The following is an 18,697-nucleotide window of genomic DNA, read 5'->3' as shown; positions in this document are numbered from 1 at the left end:
ATGACGCCAGAAGCCACGCTGGCTCGGTTTCGCGAATACATGGTGGGACCCTCCCGCTTCATGACCCTGCTGTCCTGCTTCGAGCTGGGCCTCGTCGACGCGCTGCGGGACCGGCCCGGACTGACGGCGGACGAACTGGGCGAGGTGGCCGGCGCCAAGCCGGCCGCCGTGGAACAGCTCCTGCTGCTGATGGTCAAGGAAGGCTTCGTCGCCCACGACGAGGCCTCCGGCACCTACACCCTCGACGCGCTCGCGGGCGTCGCCGAGAAGGACCTCGAGCAGGCGCTCGCCGATCTGGACATGATCAAGGCGGTCACGCTGAGGCAGCTGTTCTACCTCACCGAGAGCGTGCGCAGCGGCACGACCGTCGGCCTCAAGGAGCTGTACGGGTACGACGGCGACCTGTACGGCGCACTGGCCCAACTGCCGGAACTGCGCGAGCCCTGGGCGAAACTGATGAACACGGTCACCGCCCACGTCGACCCCTGGTTCTTCTCCCACATCGACATCCCGGCCGGCTCCCGCGTGCTCGACCTCGCCGGGAACACCGGCCTCGGCGCCGTCAACACCCTGAGACTGAAGAACTCCCCGGGGCTGCGGGTGACCACCTTCGACCTGCCCGAGAAGGAGGAGGAGTGCCTGCAGAACTTCCGGGCCCACGGCGTCGAGGAACAGTGCTCGTTCATCGGCGGTGACGTCTTCGAAGAAGTCCCCAGGGGATTCGACGTCGTACTCGTCAAGCACTTCCTGCCCATGTTCGACAAAAGCGACGTCCTCCGGATTCTCGAAGGCGTCCACAAGTCACTGGAAGTCGGCGGACAGGTCCACGTCCTGGTGCCGGTGTTCCCGGAGAATCTGAAGGACACCGAAAACTACACCGTCGACTTCTACCCCAGCTTTTTCATCGGCTGCACCATGGGGCAGGGCGGGCCGCAGAAACTGTCGACCTGGCAGAGCTGGCTCGAGGAATGCGGATTCACGGTCACCAAGGCCGTCACCGACGACCCGGCCAATCTGCCGCCGCACGCCCTCACCGTGGAAGCCCTGCTGTCCGCGACGAAGACCGCCTGACGGGCCGGTCCCGGACCTGCGTGATCACCCGCCTGCGGCGGGCGCGAACACGTCGAGCCGATATCAAGCCGAGGTCGAGCGGATATCGAGCAGAGCACCTGATCAAGCGACGGGCGAATGATACGGTCACGGAAATGGACCCCGTCCAGGCCCGAGCCCGGTAAACACCTTATGTCTTCCGTCGCTTCATTTCCTGTTCCCTCGGGAACGCGGTTGAACCTGGAGGATGAATGTCGGGAACGAAGAACGCAGAAGCCGTCTATTCGGCCATCGAGGAAGCGGCCGGGCTGCTGGACATCCCCTGCTCGCGGGAGAAGGTCCTCTCGGTCCTGTCCGCCTTCGGCGACGGGGTGTCGGAGGAATCCGTGATCGTCCTCGCCATGGCCGGCGGCGAGCGCCACGGAGGGGACATCGACTACAACTTCACGGTGCCGACCGAGGTGGGCGACCCGTACGAGATCGCCGTGGCGAACGGCTGGATCGAGGCGACGGACCACCCGGTCGCACGGCTGCTCCCGGAGATCGTGGAGGCCTGCCCCGTCACCTTCTACGGGGTCGAGAGCGGCGTCGTCGGCGGCTTCAAGAAGACCTACATCTTCTTCCCGCTGGACAACCTGGGGAAGCTGTCGACGCTTGCGTCGCTTCCGTCCATGCCGCCCAGCGTCGCCGAGCACGCCCGCACCTTCGCCGGCCTGGGCATGGGCGACCGGATCTCGATCATCGGCATCGACTACATACGCCACACGGTCAACGTGTACTTCATGGCGGGATCCCTCGAGGAGAAGGCCGTCCTGTCGCTGCTCCAGGACACGAAGCTGCCGGCCCCCGATCCGCAGTTCCTGGAGTTCGTGCAGAACTCCTTCTCGATCTACCCCACCTTCGGCTGGGAGTCCCCGGACGTCCGCCGGATCTGCTTCTCCTCGGTGAGCCCGGACGACACCGCGTACCCCACCACCCTCCACGAGGAAATCGCCCGGTTCGCACGCAACGCCCCCTACGAGTACGGCGGCGCACGGGTCCTCGTCTACGGCGCCACGATCTCGCGCACCGAGGAGTACCACAAGCTCGGGGTCTACTTCCGCAGGCCGCCCGCCTTCTGGGACAACCTGCCGCTGGCCGCCACGTTCGAGAAGCTCGCCGCCGCCCACCGCGGCGCATAGCAGCAGCACCGACGACCGACCAACAGGAGGAGAAATGTCGGAAACCATCGGGGCCGACGAGCGCGCCGCCCTGGACTCGCTGGGAGGCGTTCTCGGCGAGGCCGGCGCGGAGGCGCTCAACGGGCCGCGCGACCAACTGGCCGAGAGCCTGCTGCGGGCGGCCTTCGAACTGTGGGAAAACCCCCAGGTGCGGCCCAAGCTCCTGGGCATCCTGCACGCCGCGGTCAACAGCGAGGAAGGCGCGGAGCAGATGCGCCAGTTCCTCGCCAACCAGCTCTTCGCGCAGGCGGGCAAGGCGCTCGGCATCGCCGGCATGGACATCTACCAGGCGGCGGAGACCATCAAGGTCCCGGCGATCCACATCAACGCGGCGGCAGGACAGGTCTGGGGCGTCGTCCTGCTGCGCTACATCGTGAAGCTGGAGCCGATCGCGTCGGCGTCGAGCGAGGAGCTGATCCAGCTGCTCACCCCGACGATCCGGCGCTACCTGGGCTGACCGCCGGTCAGGCGGCGTTCGCCCACCGGCAGGTCACGGCCGGCTCCCGTCCCGTGACCCTGCCGGAGTCCCCCTCCGAGACGGCCCTGCGGCCCCGGAGACGGCACAGCGAACGCCGAGGCAGGCGCGCTGTGTCACATCTGTGGAGATCGTTTCGTCGTACTGCTGAGACACACCATCCCGCGTACCGGCGGGACGGGCGACCGGCCGGCGCCCCCCTGCATCGCGGGGGGCCGGCCGGTCGCCCGGGCCGGCGGAATGCCCGGCCACGGACCATTTCGGAGGAACGAGTTAGGTATGAGTAGCGCAGACAAGGAAACGCGGGGCGGGAGCGTCCTCGCCGACGCCGACCCGAAGCGGTGGACGGCGCTGGCCGTTCTGACGGCGATGCAGTTCATGCTCATGATGGACGTCACCGTCGTGAACATCGCCCTCCCCGAGATGGAATCGGACCTGGACTTCTCCCCCGGAGGTCTCGCGTGGGTGGTCAACGCCTACGTGCTGACCGCGGGCGGTTTCCTGCTGCTGGGCGGACGGCTCGCCGACATGTACGGCCGCCGCAAGATCTTCATCGCCGGTGTGCTGGTCTTCGGCATCTCCTCGGTCGTGTGCGGCGCCGCGGCCAACTCCGGGATGCTGGTCGGCGGCCGCTTCGTCCAGGGCTTCGGTGAGGCGCTGGCCGGCCCGGCGGCACTGGGCCTGATCCCGGTGCTGTTCCGCGACGCCAAGGAGCGCGCCAAGGCGCTGGGCATCTGGGGCGGCATGGCCGCGGTGGGCAGCGCGGTCGGTTCGGTCGTCGGCGGAGCGCTGACCGACCTGGTGGACTGGCGCTGGATCTTCTTCATCAACATCCCCGTCGCCGTGTTCGCGCTGATCATGGTTCCCCGGGTCATCCCGGAGAGCCGCATGACCCGCTCGAACGGCCAGGGAGTCGACGCGGTCGGCGCCATCGCCGCCACCGGCGGTCTGGTCGCGATCGTCTACGGCCTCCTGCAGGCCGCCGACGACCCGTGGGGCTCCGCGGACGTGCTGGTCCCGCTCTTCGGCGGCATCGCCCTGCTGATCTTCATGGCCGTGTGGGAGTCCCGCGTCCCCGCCCCGATGATCCCGCTGCGGTTCTTCACCAACCGCACCCGGGTCACCTCCAACGGCGTCAGCGTGCTCGCGCTCGCGTCCTTCTACACGTACGCCTTCCTGCTGACCCTCTACCTGCAGCAGGTGCTGGGCTACTCGCCGATGAAGACGGGTCTGACCTACATCCCGTTCACCGTCGCCATCGGCGTCGGGATGGGCGTGTCGACAGCGCTGATGCCGCGCCTGGGCGTCAAGCCGATCCTGATGCTGTCCTTCCTCGGCAGCGCCGGCGGCCTGCTCCTGGCCGCGGGCGGCCTCGCCACCGACGCGTCCTTCCTCACCGGGATCATGCCGGGCCTGCTCGTGTACGGCTTCTTCAACGCCGTCGGCTTCCCCGCCCTGACCAACGGCGCGCTGCACGAGGTCACCGGCCAGGACGCAGGTCTGGCCTCCGGCGTGCAGACCGCCATGCAGCAGGTCGGCGGATCGCTCGGCCTGGCCACCATGGTTCCCCTGGCCCTGCGCTACGTCGAGGACCACATCGCCGACGGCGACCTCCCGCAGATCGCGCAGACCGAGGGATACGCACTGGCGCTGCGCACCGCGGCCGGCGTCCTCGTCGTCGCGACCGTGCTCGTCCTGCTGCTGATGGACAAGGTGGACTCCAAGCCGCGCGACGCGGTCGCCGAGGCCACCAGCGGGGCCGCCGCCGCGGAAGAAGAGGGCGCCCGCACCCCCGCCGCCTCCTGACCGCACGCCGCGCTCCCACCGCCCCCGGGCCATCCCCCGGGGGCGGTGCCGTGTCGCCGGCCGCGCCGGCCGCGTGAGCACCCGGGGGGCACCGCCGGCCCGCGGCGCGAAGCCGGCCGCCCCGCCCGAGCGGACGCTGCGGCCATCCCCGCGGCCGGCCTTCCCGGTGCCCGGGCCCGCGCACCGCCAACGGCGCACCGCCGGCCCCGCAGCGGGCCGGTCCCGAGACATCCGGCGCCCCGGACGCCGCCCGCGCCCGGCGGCTCGCGCCGGCCCGGGCAGGGCGGCCGACGCCTGCGATCGCCGGCGGCGGGCCCGCCGCCAGGACGCTTCGCTGCCGCGCCGCACGCCTGCGGCGAGCCGGCCGGCCCGATCGGGCAACACCCTCCCGAACCGCTCCGGCTCCGGCCGCCGGCGCGGCCCCCGCGATTGCCCTCCGGGATCCGGTCACACATGCGGCGCGCCGTTCGTCAAGAAGACCAGGGCCGCGCGGAGCGGTCCCCGCACCGCGGACGGTCACATTCCCCCGCGCCGTCCGCGGTGCGGCGGCCCCAGCACCGCCAGGTCCATCCCGCGCAACTGCTCCGGGTCGGTGACGACGTCCATCTCGAGGATCTTCCCGCCGGAGATCTCGAACGTCATCGCACGCATGCCGCCGTTCTCCTGCTGCGCGAGAACCCCCGGCGATCCGTTGACGAGCGCCAGCCAGGCGACCTGGAGGAACGGCGCGAACCTCGACGCCCCCCGGGCCACCGCCACCGAACCCAGCGCCACGGGCACGCCGTTGTTGCGGGCCACCGCGTCGGGGTCCAGGACCGCGAGCAGCGCGTCGAAGTCGCCGTCGCGCGCGGCGGCGAGGAACGCCTGCACGACCTCCCGCTGCTGCGACGCGGCCGGATCGGCCGCCGATCGGCTGCCCCGCACCCGGTGCCGCGCACGGCTCGCCAGCTTCCGGGCCGCCGCCGGGCTGCGCTCCAGGATCGCCGCCACCTCGTTGAAGGGCACGCCGAACATGTCGTGCAGCACGAACGCCAGCCGCTCGGCGGGATCCAGCGTCTCGAGGACGACCAGCAGCGCCTGCCCCACCGAGTCGGCCAGCACCGCGTACTCCTCGGGACCGTCGTCCTCGTAGAAGGTGGCCACCGCGGGAACGAGGTCCTCCAGGGAGTCCTCCCGGCGCGCACGGCGCTGACGCAGCATGTCCAGGCATACCCGCCCCACCACGGTGGTCAGCCAGCCCCGCAGGTTCGTGATCTCGTCGTCGTGGGACCGGCTCAGCCGCAGCCAGCACTCCTGCACCGCGTCTTCCGCCTCGGCCGGTGAGCCGAGCATGCGGTAGGCGACCGACTGCAGATGCACCCGGTTCTCCTCGAAACGATCCGCCAGCCATTCAATCTCGTCCATCGCCGCTCCTTGTGGGCCTCGGCACCCCGCCCGGGCTGCCGTTCACCATGCGACGCCCGCACGGTCCCGGCGACCGGCCGGCCGGCGACGGCCGACGACGTCCGGGCTCGCAGATACGGGCGGTCACGGTCCCTCGGGATCCGCGGAGTGCTCTCACTGCACTGACGAGCGGGACACCGAGGTTGTGACCGGCGGCCGGCGCATCCCCCCGAAAAAGGCCCGGCTCCTCGGTCCCCTGCCGCACGCCACGAGCCACCAGGATGCCACCGCCGCCCGAACGCACCGCCCGCCCCCCGACCCGCCTTCGAGCCCTCTTCGATCCCCGCAGCGGCAGGGCGCCGCGACCGCGGCGCTTCCAGCAGAGCCGAGCACGCGCCGAGAGGGTCTGCGCACGGGTTCGCCGCACAACAGCGACACGGCCGTCGCGACCTTCCGGCCCGGCGTCCTCTCTCCCGCTCCAGGGGCTCGGCGACGCGACGGCCGGCCGCGCCGCCCAACCCCCCCGCTTCGCCTGCGAGTCCACCACGCGCTGACCACCCAGCACACCGCGTCCCCGACCGAAAGGCAGTGCACATGGCAGACCGAACCGCAGCACCGGCGCCCAGCGGTTCACCGCAGCGCCCGGCCACGCTTCCCTCGCTCACCGGCCTCCGGTTCCTGGCGGCCCTGCTCGTCTTCGTGTACCACGCCTCCTACCTCGTCGGCCCGCTGCGGCCGGACGCGCCCATCACCTTCTTCGCCGACCTCGACGTCGCGCAGCCGGTGGCCGACTTCTTCCTGCCCGCCGGACGCATCGGGGTGTCGTTCTTCTTCGTGCTCAGCGGCTTCGTCCTGGCATGGTCCTCGATCCCCGGCGACCGGATCACCGCGTTCTACCGGCGCCGTGCGCTGAAGATCTACCCCAACCACATCGTGACCTGGGCACTGGCGCTGTGGCTGTTCGCCTCCTCCACCCCGGTGGAGGCATGGCTGTCCAACCTCTTCCTGGTGCACACGTTCAGCAACCGGGCCGACATCGCGATGAGCGTCAACTTCCCGTCCTGGTCACTGTGCGCGGAGGTCCTCTTCTACGCCCTCTTCCCGCTGTTCATCGTCCTGGTGAGACGCATCGGGGAACGCAGGCTGTGGCTGTGGGCCGGCGCCATGGTCGCCGGTGTGGCGGCCATGGCGGTCGTGACGAAGCAGTTCATGGCCGGCGGCGCCCCGAGCCCGTTCGGCGACCTGACGGCGAACCAGGAGTGGTTCGGCTACGCCTTCCCGCCGCCGCGCCTGTTCGAGTTCGTCCTGGGCATGATCCTCGCCCGCATCGTCGCCGCGGGCCTGTGGCCGCGCATCGGCCTGCTGCCCTCCACGGCCCTGTTCTGCCTGGGCTACTGGGCCGCGCTCACCGTCCCGGACCCGTACAACTTCAGCCTCGCCACGGTCGTCCCGATCGGCATGATCCTGTGCGCCGCGGCCTCCCGCGACCTGCGGGGCGAAGGCGGTCCGCTCGCCGGCAGGCCCATGGTGTGGCTCGGGAACGTCTCCTTCGCCTTCTATCTCGTCCAGGGCATCGTGGTCTTCTACGGCCGGCCCGAGGTGCTGGGGACCCGCACCTACGAGACCCTGCCCGCCCTGGGCATGCTGGCCGTGCTGTTCCTGGCGAACCTGCTGGCGGCCTGGCTGCTGTACAGCCTCGTGGAGCAGCCGGTGATGCGCCGCTGGAGCCGCAGCAGGAAGCGGCCCGCGCCCAGCACGGCGCCCGAGACCGCGCAGACCGCTCCCCCCAGCAGGGGCCCCGTGCCGAGCGGCGAAGCCGTCTGAACCACGCCGAAGAGGTGCGGCACACCGGCGACGGCGAGGCTCCGCCCGCCAACCGCCGCACGGGTGCGCCGAGTTCCAGTACCGATCAAGAAGACCTATAGCAGCGGCGTGGAGAGTCGCTCCGAGCCGGAACCGAGCCCTCCCGGTCGGGAGGCCGGCGTCTGGCGGCCCTGCCCCCCCTGACCCAGGAGTCGTTCCATGCTCAACCTCGACCTTTCCCAGCGCACCGCTCTGGTCACCGGATCAACCGCCGGCATAGGCAAGGCAACCGCCGCCAGGCTGGCCGCCGCCGGCGCCCGGGTCTACGTGAACGGCCGCACCGAGGAGCGCGTGCACACCGCCATCGCGGACATCCGCAAAGCCGTCCCCGACGCCGACCTGCGTGCCGCGCCGGGCGACGTCGCCACGGTGGACGGCGTCCAGCAGATCATCGCCGCCCTCCCGGACGCCGACATCCTCGTCAACAACGCCGGCACCGCCGAACTGGGCCGCTTCACCGAGCTGGCCGACGAGAACTGGCAGCATCTGTGGGACCTGAACGTGATGAGCGGCGTGCGGCTGTCCCGCCACTACGTCACCGGGATGGTCGACCGCGGCTGGGGCCGCATCATCTTCGTCAACAGCTCCTCCGCCCTCGACATCCCGGCGGCCATGGTGCACTACGGCGTCACCAAGACCGCCCAGCTCGGCGTGGCCCGCGGCCTGGCCGAGTCCTACCCGGCCTCCGGAGTCACCGTGAACGCGGTGCTCCCCGGCCCCACCCACTCCGAGCTGAACGACCGCTACTTCGCCTTCCTCCAGCAACAGCGGCCGGACGTGCCGCTGGAGCAGATCCAGGAGGAGTTCTTCAAGGCCACCCACCCTCACTCGCTGATCGGCCGCTTCGCCGAGGCGGAGGAAGTGGCGAACCTCATCGCCTACGTGGCCTCGGACCTGTCCAGCGCCACCAACGGCGCCGCACTGCGCGTGGACGGCGGCGTGGTACGCCACGTCTGATCCGGCGCCCCGGCCTCCCGTCGCCTCCGCGCCGCAAGCCGCCGGCCGGCGACAGGAGGCCGAACACTCACTGATCCGTCAGAACCCGGGGGGTTGCACGATGGCACGTAATGATCAAGGTATGCACAGGCGGAACTTCCTGGCCGGGGGAGCGGCCGCCGGGGGAGCGGCGTTCCTGACGCAGACGGCCCTGGCCCCGCCGGCCGCGGCCGCCGGGACGGCGGTGGAGCCGGTCACCACGGTGACCCCCGGCGACAAGCGGTACCAGGACATGGTGCGCGGCTACAACCAGCGCTGGACCGCCGCGCCCGAGGCGGTCTGCCTCGCCGAGACGACGGCGCAGGTCCGGGCGGTCGTCCAGAGGGCCGTGCTGCAGGGCAAGCGCCTGACGGTGCGCAGCGGCGGCCACTGCCACGAGGACTGGGTCTACAACTCCGACGTCGACGTCGTCCTCGACATGTCCAAGATGAACAAGGTCTACTTCGACGCCGAGAAGAACGCCGTCTGCGTCGAGACCGGCGCGCAGTTGCTCAATGTGTACGAGCGCATGTACCGCTCCTGGGGCGTCACCATCCCCGCCGGCATCTGCTTCCAGGTCGGCGCCGGGGGCCATGTCAGCGGCGGCGGCTGGGGCCTGCTGTGCCGGCAGCTGGGCCTGGTGGTGGACCATCTGTACGGCGTCGAGGTGGTGACGGTCGCGGCCGACGGCACGGCGAGGGTCGTCGTGGCGACCCGCGAGCCGGGCGACCCCCACCGTGACCTGTGGTGGGCCCACACGGGCGGCGGCGGGGGCAACTTCGGCGTGATCACCCGCTTCTGGTTCCGTTCCCCGGGCGCGACGGGAACCGACCCCGCGCAGCTGCTCCCGCAGCCGCCGCCCGAGGTGTTCGTGCACGCCGTGTCCTGGCCGTGGGCCGACATGACCCGGGACCGCTTCCAGCGCCTTATCCGCAACTGGGGCGACTGGCACGCCAAGTACCTCAAGCCCGGCACCGTCAACGACCACCTGTTCAGCGCGCTGTGGCTGAACCACAGGTCGGGCGGCTACATCGGCATGGTCACCCAGCTCGACGCGACCGTCCCGAACGCGCGCAAGGTGCTGGACGACTTCCTGGCCGCCGTGACCGCCGGCGTGGACGTGGCCCAGGAGCCGATGACCACCCACATGGGAGAGATGGCGGCCATGACGGGTCTCGCCGAGCCGCGCCGGATGCCGTGGTTCCAGGCCGCCCGCTACGCCGGCACCACCAACCCGACGCTGAACGACCCCAGCCTCAAAAGCGACAACAAGTCCGCCTACTACCGCACTGCCATACCGGCGGCGCAGATCGACAGGATCTACGAACAGCTGACGCGGGACGACCTGGTCAATCCCACCGCCAACGTGCAGCTGAGCTCCTTCGGCGGCAAGGTCGCCGCCGTCGCCCCGGACGCCACCGCCTTCCCGCACCGCGAGGCCGCCTTCAAGGCGGCATGGTCGATCTGGTGGACCGACCCGGCCGACGAGGCGATGTCGCTGCGGTGGCTGCGCGAGTTCTACCAGAGCGTCTACGCCGACACGGGCGGCGTCCCGGTCGTCAACGAGGTGACCGACGGCTGCTACGTCAACTACCCGGACATCGACCTGAGCGACCCGAAGTACAACACCTCGGACGTGTCCTGGCAGGAGCTGTACTACAAGGGCAACTACGCCAGGCTCCAGCGGGTCAAGCAGAAGTACGACCCGCGCGACGTCTTCCGCCACAGCCAGTCCGTCAAGCTCCCCGGCGCGTAAGCGCACACGCGCAACGGGGCAGGGCCGGCGCCCCACGGGCGCCGGCCGAAGACGTCCGGCCGCGGCGCGGCACTCCTACTCCGCCTCCTCCTCGGCGGAGGGGGCGGGGATGAGGGTCCAGCCGTGGTAGATGGTGGGCTGGTTGTTCCACATGCGGATCAGGCGCATCTCGGCGTCGTTGCTGAGAACGTTGTCCACCATGCCGATGGCGTAGGACGTGCCGCGGGCGACGATGGCGCGCACCGGCGCCCGCCCGGGCGTGTCGGCGAGGCCGGGGACGGGCACCAGGTCCCAGTGCTGGCTGGCGGCGCCGTCGTCCTTGGGGTGCAGGCGCACGGGAGTGTTGCGGGCCGCCTCGCCGACGCGTGTGACGTGCTTGGTCCCGTTGGCGCTGCTGATGCGGTAGGAGCCGTTCTGCAGGCGGGTGAAGCGCCACAGCACCGCCGCGTTGTTCCACAGCGGGTCGGCGGTGAAGTTCTGCAGTTCGTCCCGGTCGTTGGTGTCGTCGTCGTTGACGCGGTCGGGCATCCAGTAGGAGTTCGTCACGGCATGGACGACCATGACCTGTCCGGTGGGCGCCGGGCTGGGCGCCGGGTACTCGAGATCCTGCTCGGATGTGGGCATGACAGACCTCTCTCTGTCCGGATGCGCGGTTCTCGCGCGAGGAAGGGCGAAACGGCGGCCGCAGCCCGGTACGCCCGGTCGGGCGTGACGGCCACGGACGACGGACGGACGGCCGCACCGCAGCTCCGGCGCCGACCACTGCGAGTGGCGGGCCGCTACGGGGAGCTACTAGTGGCCTGCCCGGCCCCGGCGCCGATATCCGCACCCCACCCGCATGGGCGACAAAAGGCAGATCATCACCCCGCCTGCCGCCTGCCGCCTGCCGCCTGCCGCCTGCCGCCTGCCTGCTCAGGGGTGGACGACCATCGCCGACCCGCCGCCCCTGCGGGTCCTCTCCGCGGCCGCCAGCCAGCGCCCGCCGGGCAGGCGCTGCACGCCGGTCGCCGCGCCGATCTCGGGGTTGGGCCGGAAGACGTGCCCGATCGCCTCGAGCCGGCCGCGCAGGACCGTGTCGTTCCACAGGCCCGGTTCCAGCTCGGTGGCGGCCTGGTTGCGCTGGCTGGCGCGCGGGGCGGCGATGGCGTCGACCAGCGGCAGATGCCGGTCGAGGTGACCGGTCAGGATCTGCAGCACCGTGGTGATGATGGTGGCGCCGCCCGGGGAGCCCACGGCGAGCACCGGTTCGCCCCGCTCCAGGACGATGGTGGGCGCCATCGAGGAGCGGGGCCGCTTGCCGGGGCCGGGCAGGTTGGGGTCGGGCACGGAAGGGCCGGCCGCCGGGGTGAAGGAGAAGTCCGTCAGCTCGTTGTTCAGGAGGAACCCGCGTCCGGGGACGGTGATGCCGCTGCCGCCGGTCTGCTCGATGGTCAGGGTGTAGGCGACGACGTCGCCCCACCTGTCGGCCACCGTCAGATGCGTGGTGCTCTCCCCCTCGTGCGTGGCCGGTACCGGCGTCCCGCCCGCCGCGCACGGGGCCGGTCGGCGCGGGTCGCCCGGCGCGAGCGGGCTGGCGAGGGCGGCGTCGTCGCGGATGAGGCAGGCGCGGGTGTCCGCGTAGTGCTGCGAGAGCAGTTCCCGTGTCGGCACGTCCGTGAAGGCGGGATCGCCCACCCAGCGGCCCCGGTCGGCGAAGGAGACCCGGGCGGCCTCGATCAGACGGTGCAGGTACTGGCTCTCGCCGAGCCGGGAGAGGTCGGTGCGCTCCAGGATGTTCAGGGCCTCGCCCACGGTGGTGCCGCCGGAGGAGGACGGCGCCATGCCGTACACGTCCAGTCCGCGGTACGCGACCCGGGTGGGGGCCCGCCGCTCCACCTCGTAACCCCTCAGGTCGGCCAGGGTCATCCGGCCCGGACGCACGGTGCGCTGCGAAGCGGCGTCGACCGGGGGACGGTTGACCGTGCCGACGATGTCGCGGGCCACAGGGCCGCGGTAGAGGGCGCGGGCGCCCTTGCTGCGCAGTTCGGCGTAGGTGCGGGCCAGGTCGGGGTTCTTGAGGACGGAGCCCACCTCGGGCAGCCGTCCGCCGGGCAGGAACAGTTTCGCGGTGGCGGGGAAGTCCGCGAAGCGGGCCTGGTTGCTCTCGGTCTGGGCGCGGAAGGTCGCGTCGACCGTGAACCCCTCCCGGGCCAGCCGTTCGGCGGGCTCGAGCAGGGTGTCCAGCGAGGCGCTGCCCCACGCGTCGAGCGCGGCCTCCCAGGTGGCCGGCGTGCCGGGAACGCCGACCGCCAGGCCGCTGGTGACGGCTTCGGCGAACGGGACGGCGGCGCCGTTCTCGACGAAGAGGTCCTCGTCCGCGGCGCGCGGCGCCGTCTCGCGGCCGTCGATGGTGTGCACCCGGCGGGTTTCGGCGTCGTAGTGGACGAAGTAGCCGCCTCCGCCGATGCCGGCCGAGTACGGCTCGGTGACGCCGAGCGCCGCCGCGGTGGCCACGGCCGCGTCCACGGCGTTGCCGCCTTCGCGCAGCACCTCGATGCCCACCGCCGAGGCGTCCGCGTCCACACTGGCCACCGCGCCGCCGTGGCCGACGGCGACCGGGCTCTTCGCCGCGGCCCCCGGCGGGGCGGTCGCCGAACCGGGCGGTGCTCCCGCCGCGACCGACACGGTGACGGCGGCGGCCGCCAGGAACGAGATTCGGCGCAGGGCGAGTCGACGACGCATCTTCGCGTACCTCCCGACGGCGGTGTGCGCCGAGCGTAGTCGACCGGCCGCCGGCAGTCAGCGGACCGGCGCGCCGCCCGCAGCCGCGGGCAGGGGACCGGAAGGGCCGCACGCGCCGGCCGCAGGCGCCGGCCGCACCGGCCCGCTCGGCGAGCACCCCGGCACCCTCCCGTGCCAGGCTGGTCCCGACGGCAGCTCGGCGCCGGAACGGCGCCGCACCCCTCGGCGATCGGAGACAGGCGATGGACCAGATCGGCGACAAGCCCGAGGACGTGCGCGAGCACCTCGCGCAGGAGCAGAAGCCTTCCGGCGGAAAGCCCCCGCAGCCGGACCCGGAACACCGGGGCGGGCAGACGGGCGACGACGAGACGGCCGCACCGGCCCGGAACGAGACCGACCCGCCGCCCACCCGCCAGTAGACCCGCCCCACGCACCCGCGGCGGCGGAACGCCCGCCGCCGCCGGCCCGGGCGCCTGCCGCCCTCGGCCCGGACGGTACCGGCGAAGGCGGCGACGCCCTTGGCCGGTACCGCCAGGGCCGGCGGGGCGGGCGCCGGGCCGGGTGGCCGGAGCAGGCGACGACGCGGTGGCCGGGGGAGGGCCTCGGTCATGTCATGCCGACTTCCTTCTGCGCGTGGGCAATCGGGGTGAAACCGGCACTGGCGGCCGTCACGCCGGGGCGCCGGTGGGACGTGCCGTAAAGGTTGGCGCCGGACCAGGGCGTACGGCAGGGGAGGGGCGCAGCCGATCGCATCCCCGTGTCCCGCGCGGCTCCGGTGGCGCCGGACGTCTTGACCGCAATGGTCCAGACCAATAGGTTCCTTCCGTCTTGCCCATGGAACCTTCCGGCACCGCACAGGAATGAGCCCCATGCGTCGAAGAACCCTCTCCGCCCTCGCCGTCGGCGTCAGCTCCCTCGCCCTCCTCGCCGGCCTGGCCCCGTCCGCGACCGCCACCGGAGACCGCGAGGACCGGGGCGGAGGTGCTCACGAGAACTCCACGCGTGCGTACAAGCGCGTCGGCTACTTCACCCAGTGGGGTGTGTACGGGCGGAACTTCCAGGTCAAGGACCTGGAGACCAGCGGCACGGCCGCCAAGCTCACCCACGTCAACTACGCCTTCGGCAACGTCGGCCCCGACGGCAAGTGCTTCATCGGCAACGTCCCCGGCGAGGCCGACGCCTGGGCCGACTACGTCCGCCCGCTGGACGCCGCCGGCTCCGTGGACGGCGTGGCCGACACCGCCGACCAGCGGCTGGCCGGCAACTTCAACCAGCTCAAGGAACTCAAGGCCCGCCACCCCGGCCTCAAGGTCCTGATCTCCCTCGGCGGCTGGAGCTGGTCCACCCACTTCTCCGACGCCGCCCGCACCCCCGCGTCGCGCAAGGCGTTCGTCTCCTCCTGCATCGACCTCTACATCAAGGGCAACCTGCCCGTCGACGGAGCGCGCGGCGGCGCCGGCGCGGCGGCGGGGGTCTTCGACGGCATCGACCTCGACTGGGAGTGGCCGGGCTCCGAGGGGGATGCCGACACCGTCTTCCGGCCCGAGGACAAGCAGAACTTCACCGCTCTGGTGCGGGAGTTCCGCACCCAGCTCGACGCCTACGGCGCGACCCTGAAGAAGCGCAAGCGCTACGAGCTGACCGCCTTCGTCCCCACCGCCCCGGCCAAGATCGACGCGGGCTTCGACGTGCCCCGCATCATGCGGGACCTGGACTTCGTCAACCTCCAGGGCTACGACTTCCACGTCTCCGGCGAGAAGACCACCGCCCAGCAGTCCGCACTCTTCGCGGACGGCGACTTCAGCGTCCACCAGACCGTCCGCGACTGGCAGCGCCGCGGCGCCCCCGCCCGCAAACTCGTGGTCGGCATGCCCTTCTACGGACAGGGCTGGACCGGCGTCACGGGCGGCGGCGACGGCCTCGGCCAACCCGCCGCCGCACCCGCACCGGCGACCTGGAGCCCCGGCTACGAGGACTACAAGGTCCTCAAGAAGCTCGCGGACTCGGGCACTTACACCCTCCACCGCGACCGGCGCAACGGCCACGCCTGGCTCTTCGACGGCACGACCCTGTGGACCTACGACGACCCGCAGGTGCTGCGCGTCAAGTCCGCGTACGTGCGGGCCCAGGGGCTCGGCGGCGCCATGTTCTGGTCGCTGGACGGGGACACGCCGGACGGTGAACTCATCACGGCCGTGGACCGCGGCCTGGACGGCCGCTGACGACCCGTCAGGACCCCGGCTCCCCGCCCGCCCGCACGGACCGCCGCCCCGGCGGCGGTCCGTGCGGGGACGGCCGCGCCCGCGCGCCGGCACAGCCCCCGCAGTCCGGCCGGCCGCGCCGGGCTGCGGGGGCTGTTCCGGGCGCGCCGGCCGGCGGTGAGCACCCCGGCGCCGCACGGGTTCCCGCCGTCACCTCCGGCAGCCGGGGCCCGGCCCGGCGGGCGGAGGATCCGGACGCCGCCGCGCACCGGGCCGCCGCGCACGGACCGGAGGCCGCCGGCGACGGCCGGCGGCCTCCGGGACCTGCCTGACGGGTAGTGCGGCGGGGCTAGAAGACGCTGAGGCCGTACAGGCTCAGCGGCCGGGTGACCGGCTCGTAGAACGTGGTGCCGCCGGTGCTGCAGTTGCCGCTGCCGCCGGAGAGCAGGCCGTAGGCGGTGCTGCCGGCGAAGAGCGGGCCGCCGCTGTCGCCGGGCTGGGCGCAGGCGTTGGTCTGGATCGTGTTGTAGACCAGCTGGCCGTTGCCGTAGTTGACGGTGGCGTTCAGGCCGGTGACGGTGCCGGTGCGGTAGCCCGTGGTGCTGCCGGAGCGCTCGATGCGCGTCCCGACGGCGGGGCTGCCGGCGTTGACGATGTCGCGGTACGTGCCGTTGTACAGGTACACGCGGCCGTCGGAGGCGGCGGGGTTGGAGTGCTGGATGACCCCGTGGTCGTAGGTCGGGAAGACGGTCTGGCCAGGCACCGCGGTGCCGATGCTCCAGCTGGACCGGCCGCTGGTGCAGTGGCCCGCGGTGAGCGCGAAGTTCGTGCCCGCGGAGTTGCGGACGTTGAAGCCGAGGGAGCAGCGGACGCCGGAGGAGGTGATGGCCTCGCCGCCGGCGATCAGACGGCTGAACTTGCCCGGGGTGCGCTTGATCTGCAGCGCCCCGGACTGGGCGCCGGCCGCCTTCCTGATCTTGTTGATCTCCGCCGCCGAGACCGTGCTGTCGGCGGTGACGACGACCTTGCCCGACGCCTCGTCGGTGTACCAGGCCGTGCCGCCGATGTCGGCGCCGAGCACCGCGTCGCCGACCAGGGCGAGCTGGGCCGCGGTGGGCTTCGCGTCCGCGGGTGCCGACGCCAGGGCGGTGGGGGTCACGAGCGCGGACACGGTCGCCAGGGCGGCGACGACGGTGGCGGCACGGGCTCTTCGGGAGGCGCCCGACGACAGGAACGTCTTGACCTTCACTTGTCCTCCGGTGAGGGGTGGTCGTGGGCCCGTTGGATGTCCGGGCCCTCGGTTCACGTCTGCGGCAGTCCCGCGGACAGTGCGGGCGTCCTGGAGGTGCCGCATCGGTGGTTGAACCTTCGACGTGATATGCCCCTGTCAACAAGCGGCGCTTTCGGACGCTTCGGCGAGGACCTCCTGGCGCGCCGGAGGGTTGGCACGAACAAGCTCTTGCGGGATCCCGTCCACAGGGGAAACGGCAGATACCTGATGGCTCGTCAATTGACGGATCGTCACCCCTCTTTTGTCGCGGGGTGGTTCCCGGCGTCCGGCGGCCGGAAAACAATGCGCCACTCATCTCGGCGCGCACGAGTCCCCGGTGCCGCCGGCGTCGGACGGCGCGCGGCTGCTCAGATCGGCCCCGGCGCCGGACGGACGGCACGGCTGCGCCGACCCGCCGGAAAGCGTGGCTGATTAGTGAAGATCAAGTGGAGTATTCCGGTATGCCATGTGATGCGGCGGAGGAGACGGGCCCCGTGCCGCACCCGCCGCCCGTCCCCGGCGCCGGGGCGGGCGGAAGGCCGCGCCGTGCCGCGCGCGTTACGGCGGGAATGCTCCGGCGGCTTCCGCGAGACCGAACCCGTATGGGCGGATTGCCCCTTGCGGCGTCCAGGGCCGGTGGCCGGTTCGGCGCCTTCCGTGCGAGAGCGCTCTCACGACGCTGTTCACCAGTTCGTCCTCCCCGTCCCGCGGTCACCATCCCTCCCACGGGTTCCGGGCGCCGCCCCGGCGCCCACGGCCCGGCACCGCAGCAGGCCGCCGCCGCGCTGTCGGTGCGCCGGGCGACGGTGCGGGGCCGGGAGCCGGTCGGGAGGCGGCCGAGCCGCGCGGTTCGGAGCGAGAGGCGTACGCACGGCTGCTGACCGAGCCCCCGCACCTCTGCCCCGCCCTGTGCCCGCACCCGAGGCCGGGCCGGCGCCGCAGCCGCGCCGGCCCCGTCCGCCGGCTCGCCCGCCCCGGTGGAGCAGATCCGCACCTCGGGCCCGGCCGCGCAGGCCGGTGCGGCGCCGAGCTCGGCGTCAGCCCCGGACCGGTCGGGCGCGAGGCCCGCCATCACCAGGGCACAGGGCCCTCCTCGCCGAAGAACCCGGCGGTCGGGCCGTCCTCGCCGAGCGTGGCCAGGCGCACCACTACCGCGGCGCCCTGCGCGACCGTGAGGAACCCGGCATGGTCGTTGCTGTCCGTGGCGACGAAGCCGGGGGCGACCGCGTTGACGAGAACGCCCTCCTTCCGCAGCTCATTGGCGTACTGCACGGTCAGCGCGGTCAGTGCGCTCTTGGACGGCGCATACGCGGCCGACGGCAGCAGCGCCGCGAAGGGGCCGTCCGGATCGCTGGTGAGAGTCAGCGACGCTGCGTGACTGCTGACGTTGACGATGCGCGGCGCCGGTGACCGCCGCAGCAGCGGCAGCATGGCGTTGGTCACCGCGATCACGCCGAAGACGTTGGTCTCGAACACCGACCGGACCATGGCCAGGTCGACGGAGCTGGGGACTTGATCGCGGGCGTCGTCGGGTGCGACCTGCCCGGAGCCGGTGATGCCCGCGTTGTTGACCAGCACGTCGAGATGGCCGAAGCGCTCCTCGATCTGCTTCGCGGCCTCCTGGACGTCGGCCTGGTCGGTGACGTCCAAGGTGACCGCGTGCACGTCACCGCCTGCCGCGCGCACCGCCGCAGCGGCCTCCTCGCCGCGCCTCGGGTCTCTGGCGCCGATGAGGACCGTCATGCCCAGCGCGGCGAGCTGCTCTGCAACCCCGCGACCGATCCCCTTGTTCGCCCCGGTGACCAGGGCGATCCTCCGATGTGTGGTCTTCTCGCTCATCGCCGGCTCCTTGTTGACGAGGTGGGTTCTTCTCAGAACCTCTTCGCAACATGGGACGAAACAGCCCGGCCATCTCTGACAGGCGGACGGAGTGAACTGCTCTCGGCCGAGGCAGTCCGGCCGGAGCCGGGCAGGACG

At 72.0% G+C, this 18,697-nt stretch carries 14 protein-coding genes; 9 read left to right on the top strand and 5 right to left on the bottom strand.

The window, feature by feature from the left end; all coding sequences use genetic code 11:
* From ACZ6KF_RS28385 to ACZ6KF_RS28370, 4 genes are all read left to right on the top strand, one after another.
* Entirely contained in the window at positions 1–1,071 is a 1,071-nt protein-coding gene (locus ACZ6KF_RS28385; protein WP_469178920.1) for a methyltransferase, read from the top strand.
* 230 nt (positions 1,072–1,301) lie between these two features.
* Positions 1,302–2,231, top strand: a complete 930-nt coding sequence (locus tag ACZ6KF_RS28380; RefSeq protein ID WP_356632020.1) for an aromatic prenyltransferase — start codon at positions 1,302–1,304, stop codon at positions 2,229–2,231.
* 34 nt (positions 2,232–2,265) lie between these two features.
* The gene (locus ACZ6KF_RS28375; protein WP_356632018.1) at positions 2,266–2,727 is read left to right on the top strand and encodes a TetR/AcrR family transcriptional regulator; all 462 of its coding nucleotides are present in this window, start codon (positions 2,266–2,268) and stop codon (positions 2,725–2,727) included.
* Between the two features lie 297 nt (positions 2,728–3,024).
* The gene (locus ACZ6KF_RS28370; RefSeq protein ID WP_356632016.1) at positions 3,025–4,551 is read left to right on the top strand and encodes a DHA2 family efflux MFS transporter permease subunit; all 1,527 of its coding nucleotides are present in this window, start codon (positions 3,025–3,027) and stop codon (positions 4,549–4,551) included.
* Between the two features lie 516 nt (positions 4,552–5,067).
* Here the strand turns inward: ACZ6KF_RS28370 and ACZ6KF_RS28365 are convergent.
* A complete protein-coding gene (locus tag ACZ6KF_RS28365; protein ID WP_356632014.1) occupies positions 5,068–5,955 on the bottom strand; it encodes a sigma-70 family RNA polymerase sigma factor in 888 nt (295 codons plus the stop codon).
* Between the two features lie 573 nt (positions 5,956–6,528).
* On the opposite strand from ACZ6KF_RS28365, the gene ACZ6KF_RS28360 reads away from it, so the two are divergent.
* From ACZ6KF_RS28360 to ACZ6KF_RS28350, 3 genes are all read left to right on the top strand, one after another.
* On the top strand, positions 6,529–7,758 hold the full coding sequence (locus tag ACZ6KF_RS28360) for an acyltransferase family protein (RefSeq protein WP_356632012.1): 1,230 nt from the start codon (positions 6,529–6,531) through the stop codon (positions 7,756–7,758).
* A gap of 198 nt (positions 7,759–7,956) precedes the next feature.
* The gene (locus tag ACZ6KF_RS28355; RefSeq protein WP_356632010.1) at positions 7,957–8,754 is read left to right on the top strand and encodes an SDR family NAD(P)-dependent oxidoreductase; all 798 of its coding nucleotides are present in this window, start codon (positions 7,957–7,959) and stop codon (positions 8,752–8,754) included.
* Between the two features lie 121 nt (positions 8,755–8,875).
* Positions 8,876–10,528: an FAD-binding oxidoreductase gene (locus ACZ6KF_RS28350; RefSeq protein ID WP_469159745.1), complete on the top strand. Its 1,653-nt coding sequence runs from the start codon at positions 8,876–8,878 to the stop codon at positions 10,526–10,528.
* 75 nt (positions 10,529–10,603) lie between these two features.
* Here the strand turns inward: ACZ6KF_RS28350 and ACZ6KF_RS28345 are convergent, their stop codons facing one another.
* Together ACZ6KF_RS28345 and ggt are read right to left on the bottom strand one after the other, a co-directional pair.
* Complete coding sequence (locus ACZ6KF_RS28345) at positions 10,604–11,152, bottom strand: RICIN domain-containing protein (protein ID WP_356632006.1); 549 nt, start codon at positions 11,150–11,152, stop codon at positions 10,604–10,606.
* A gap of 288 nt (positions 11,153–11,440) precedes the next feature.
* Complete coding sequence (gene ggt / locus ACZ6KF_RS28340; protein WP_469240953.1) at positions 11,441–13,249, bottom strand: gamma-glutamyltransferase; 1,809 nt, start codon at positions 13,247–13,249, stop codon at positions 11,441–11,443.
* 242 nt (positions 13,250–13,491) lie between these two features.
* On the opposite strand from ggt, the gene ACZ6KF_RS28335 reads away from it, so the two are divergent.
* Together ACZ6KF_RS28335 and ACZ6KF_RS28330 are read left to right on the top strand one after the other, a co-directional pair.
* Entirely contained in the window at positions 13,492–13,668 is a 177-nt protein-coding gene (locus ACZ6KF_RS28335; RefSeq protein ID WP_469159748.1) for a hypothetical protein, read from the top strand.
* Positions 13,669–14,118: 450 nt separating this feature from the next.
* On the top strand, positions 14,119–15,471 hold the full coding sequence (locus ACZ6KF_RS28330) for a glycoside hydrolase family 18 protein (protein ID WP_469159749.1): 1,353 nt from the start codon (positions 14,119–14,121) through the stop codon (positions 15,469–15,471).
* 328 nt (positions 15,472–15,799) lie between these two features.
* Here ACZ6KF_RS28330 and ACZ6KF_RS28325 read toward each other — a convergent pair whose 3' ends face one another.
* Together ACZ6KF_RS28325 and ACZ6KF_RS28320 are read right to left on the bottom strand one after the other, a co-directional pair.
* On the bottom strand, positions 15,800–16,699 hold the full coding sequence (locus tag ACZ6KF_RS28325) for a S1 family peptidase (RefSeq protein WP_469240951.1): 900 nt from the start codon (positions 16,697–16,699) through the stop codon (positions 15,800–15,802).
* A gap of 1,092 nt (positions 16,700–17,791) precedes the next feature.
* A complete protein-coding gene (locus ACZ6KF_RS28320; RefSeq protein WP_356631998.1) occupies positions 17,792–18,559 on the bottom strand; it encodes an SDR family oxidoreductase in 768 nt (255 codons plus the stop codon).
* Positions 18,560–18,697 lie beyond the last annotated feature (138 nt).

It is taken from the genome of Streptomyces sp. NPDC046379, from assembly GCF_055587785.1.
Note: the sequence above shows the minus strand (reverse complement) of the source record. Positions and strands in the feature narration are given on the sequence as shown.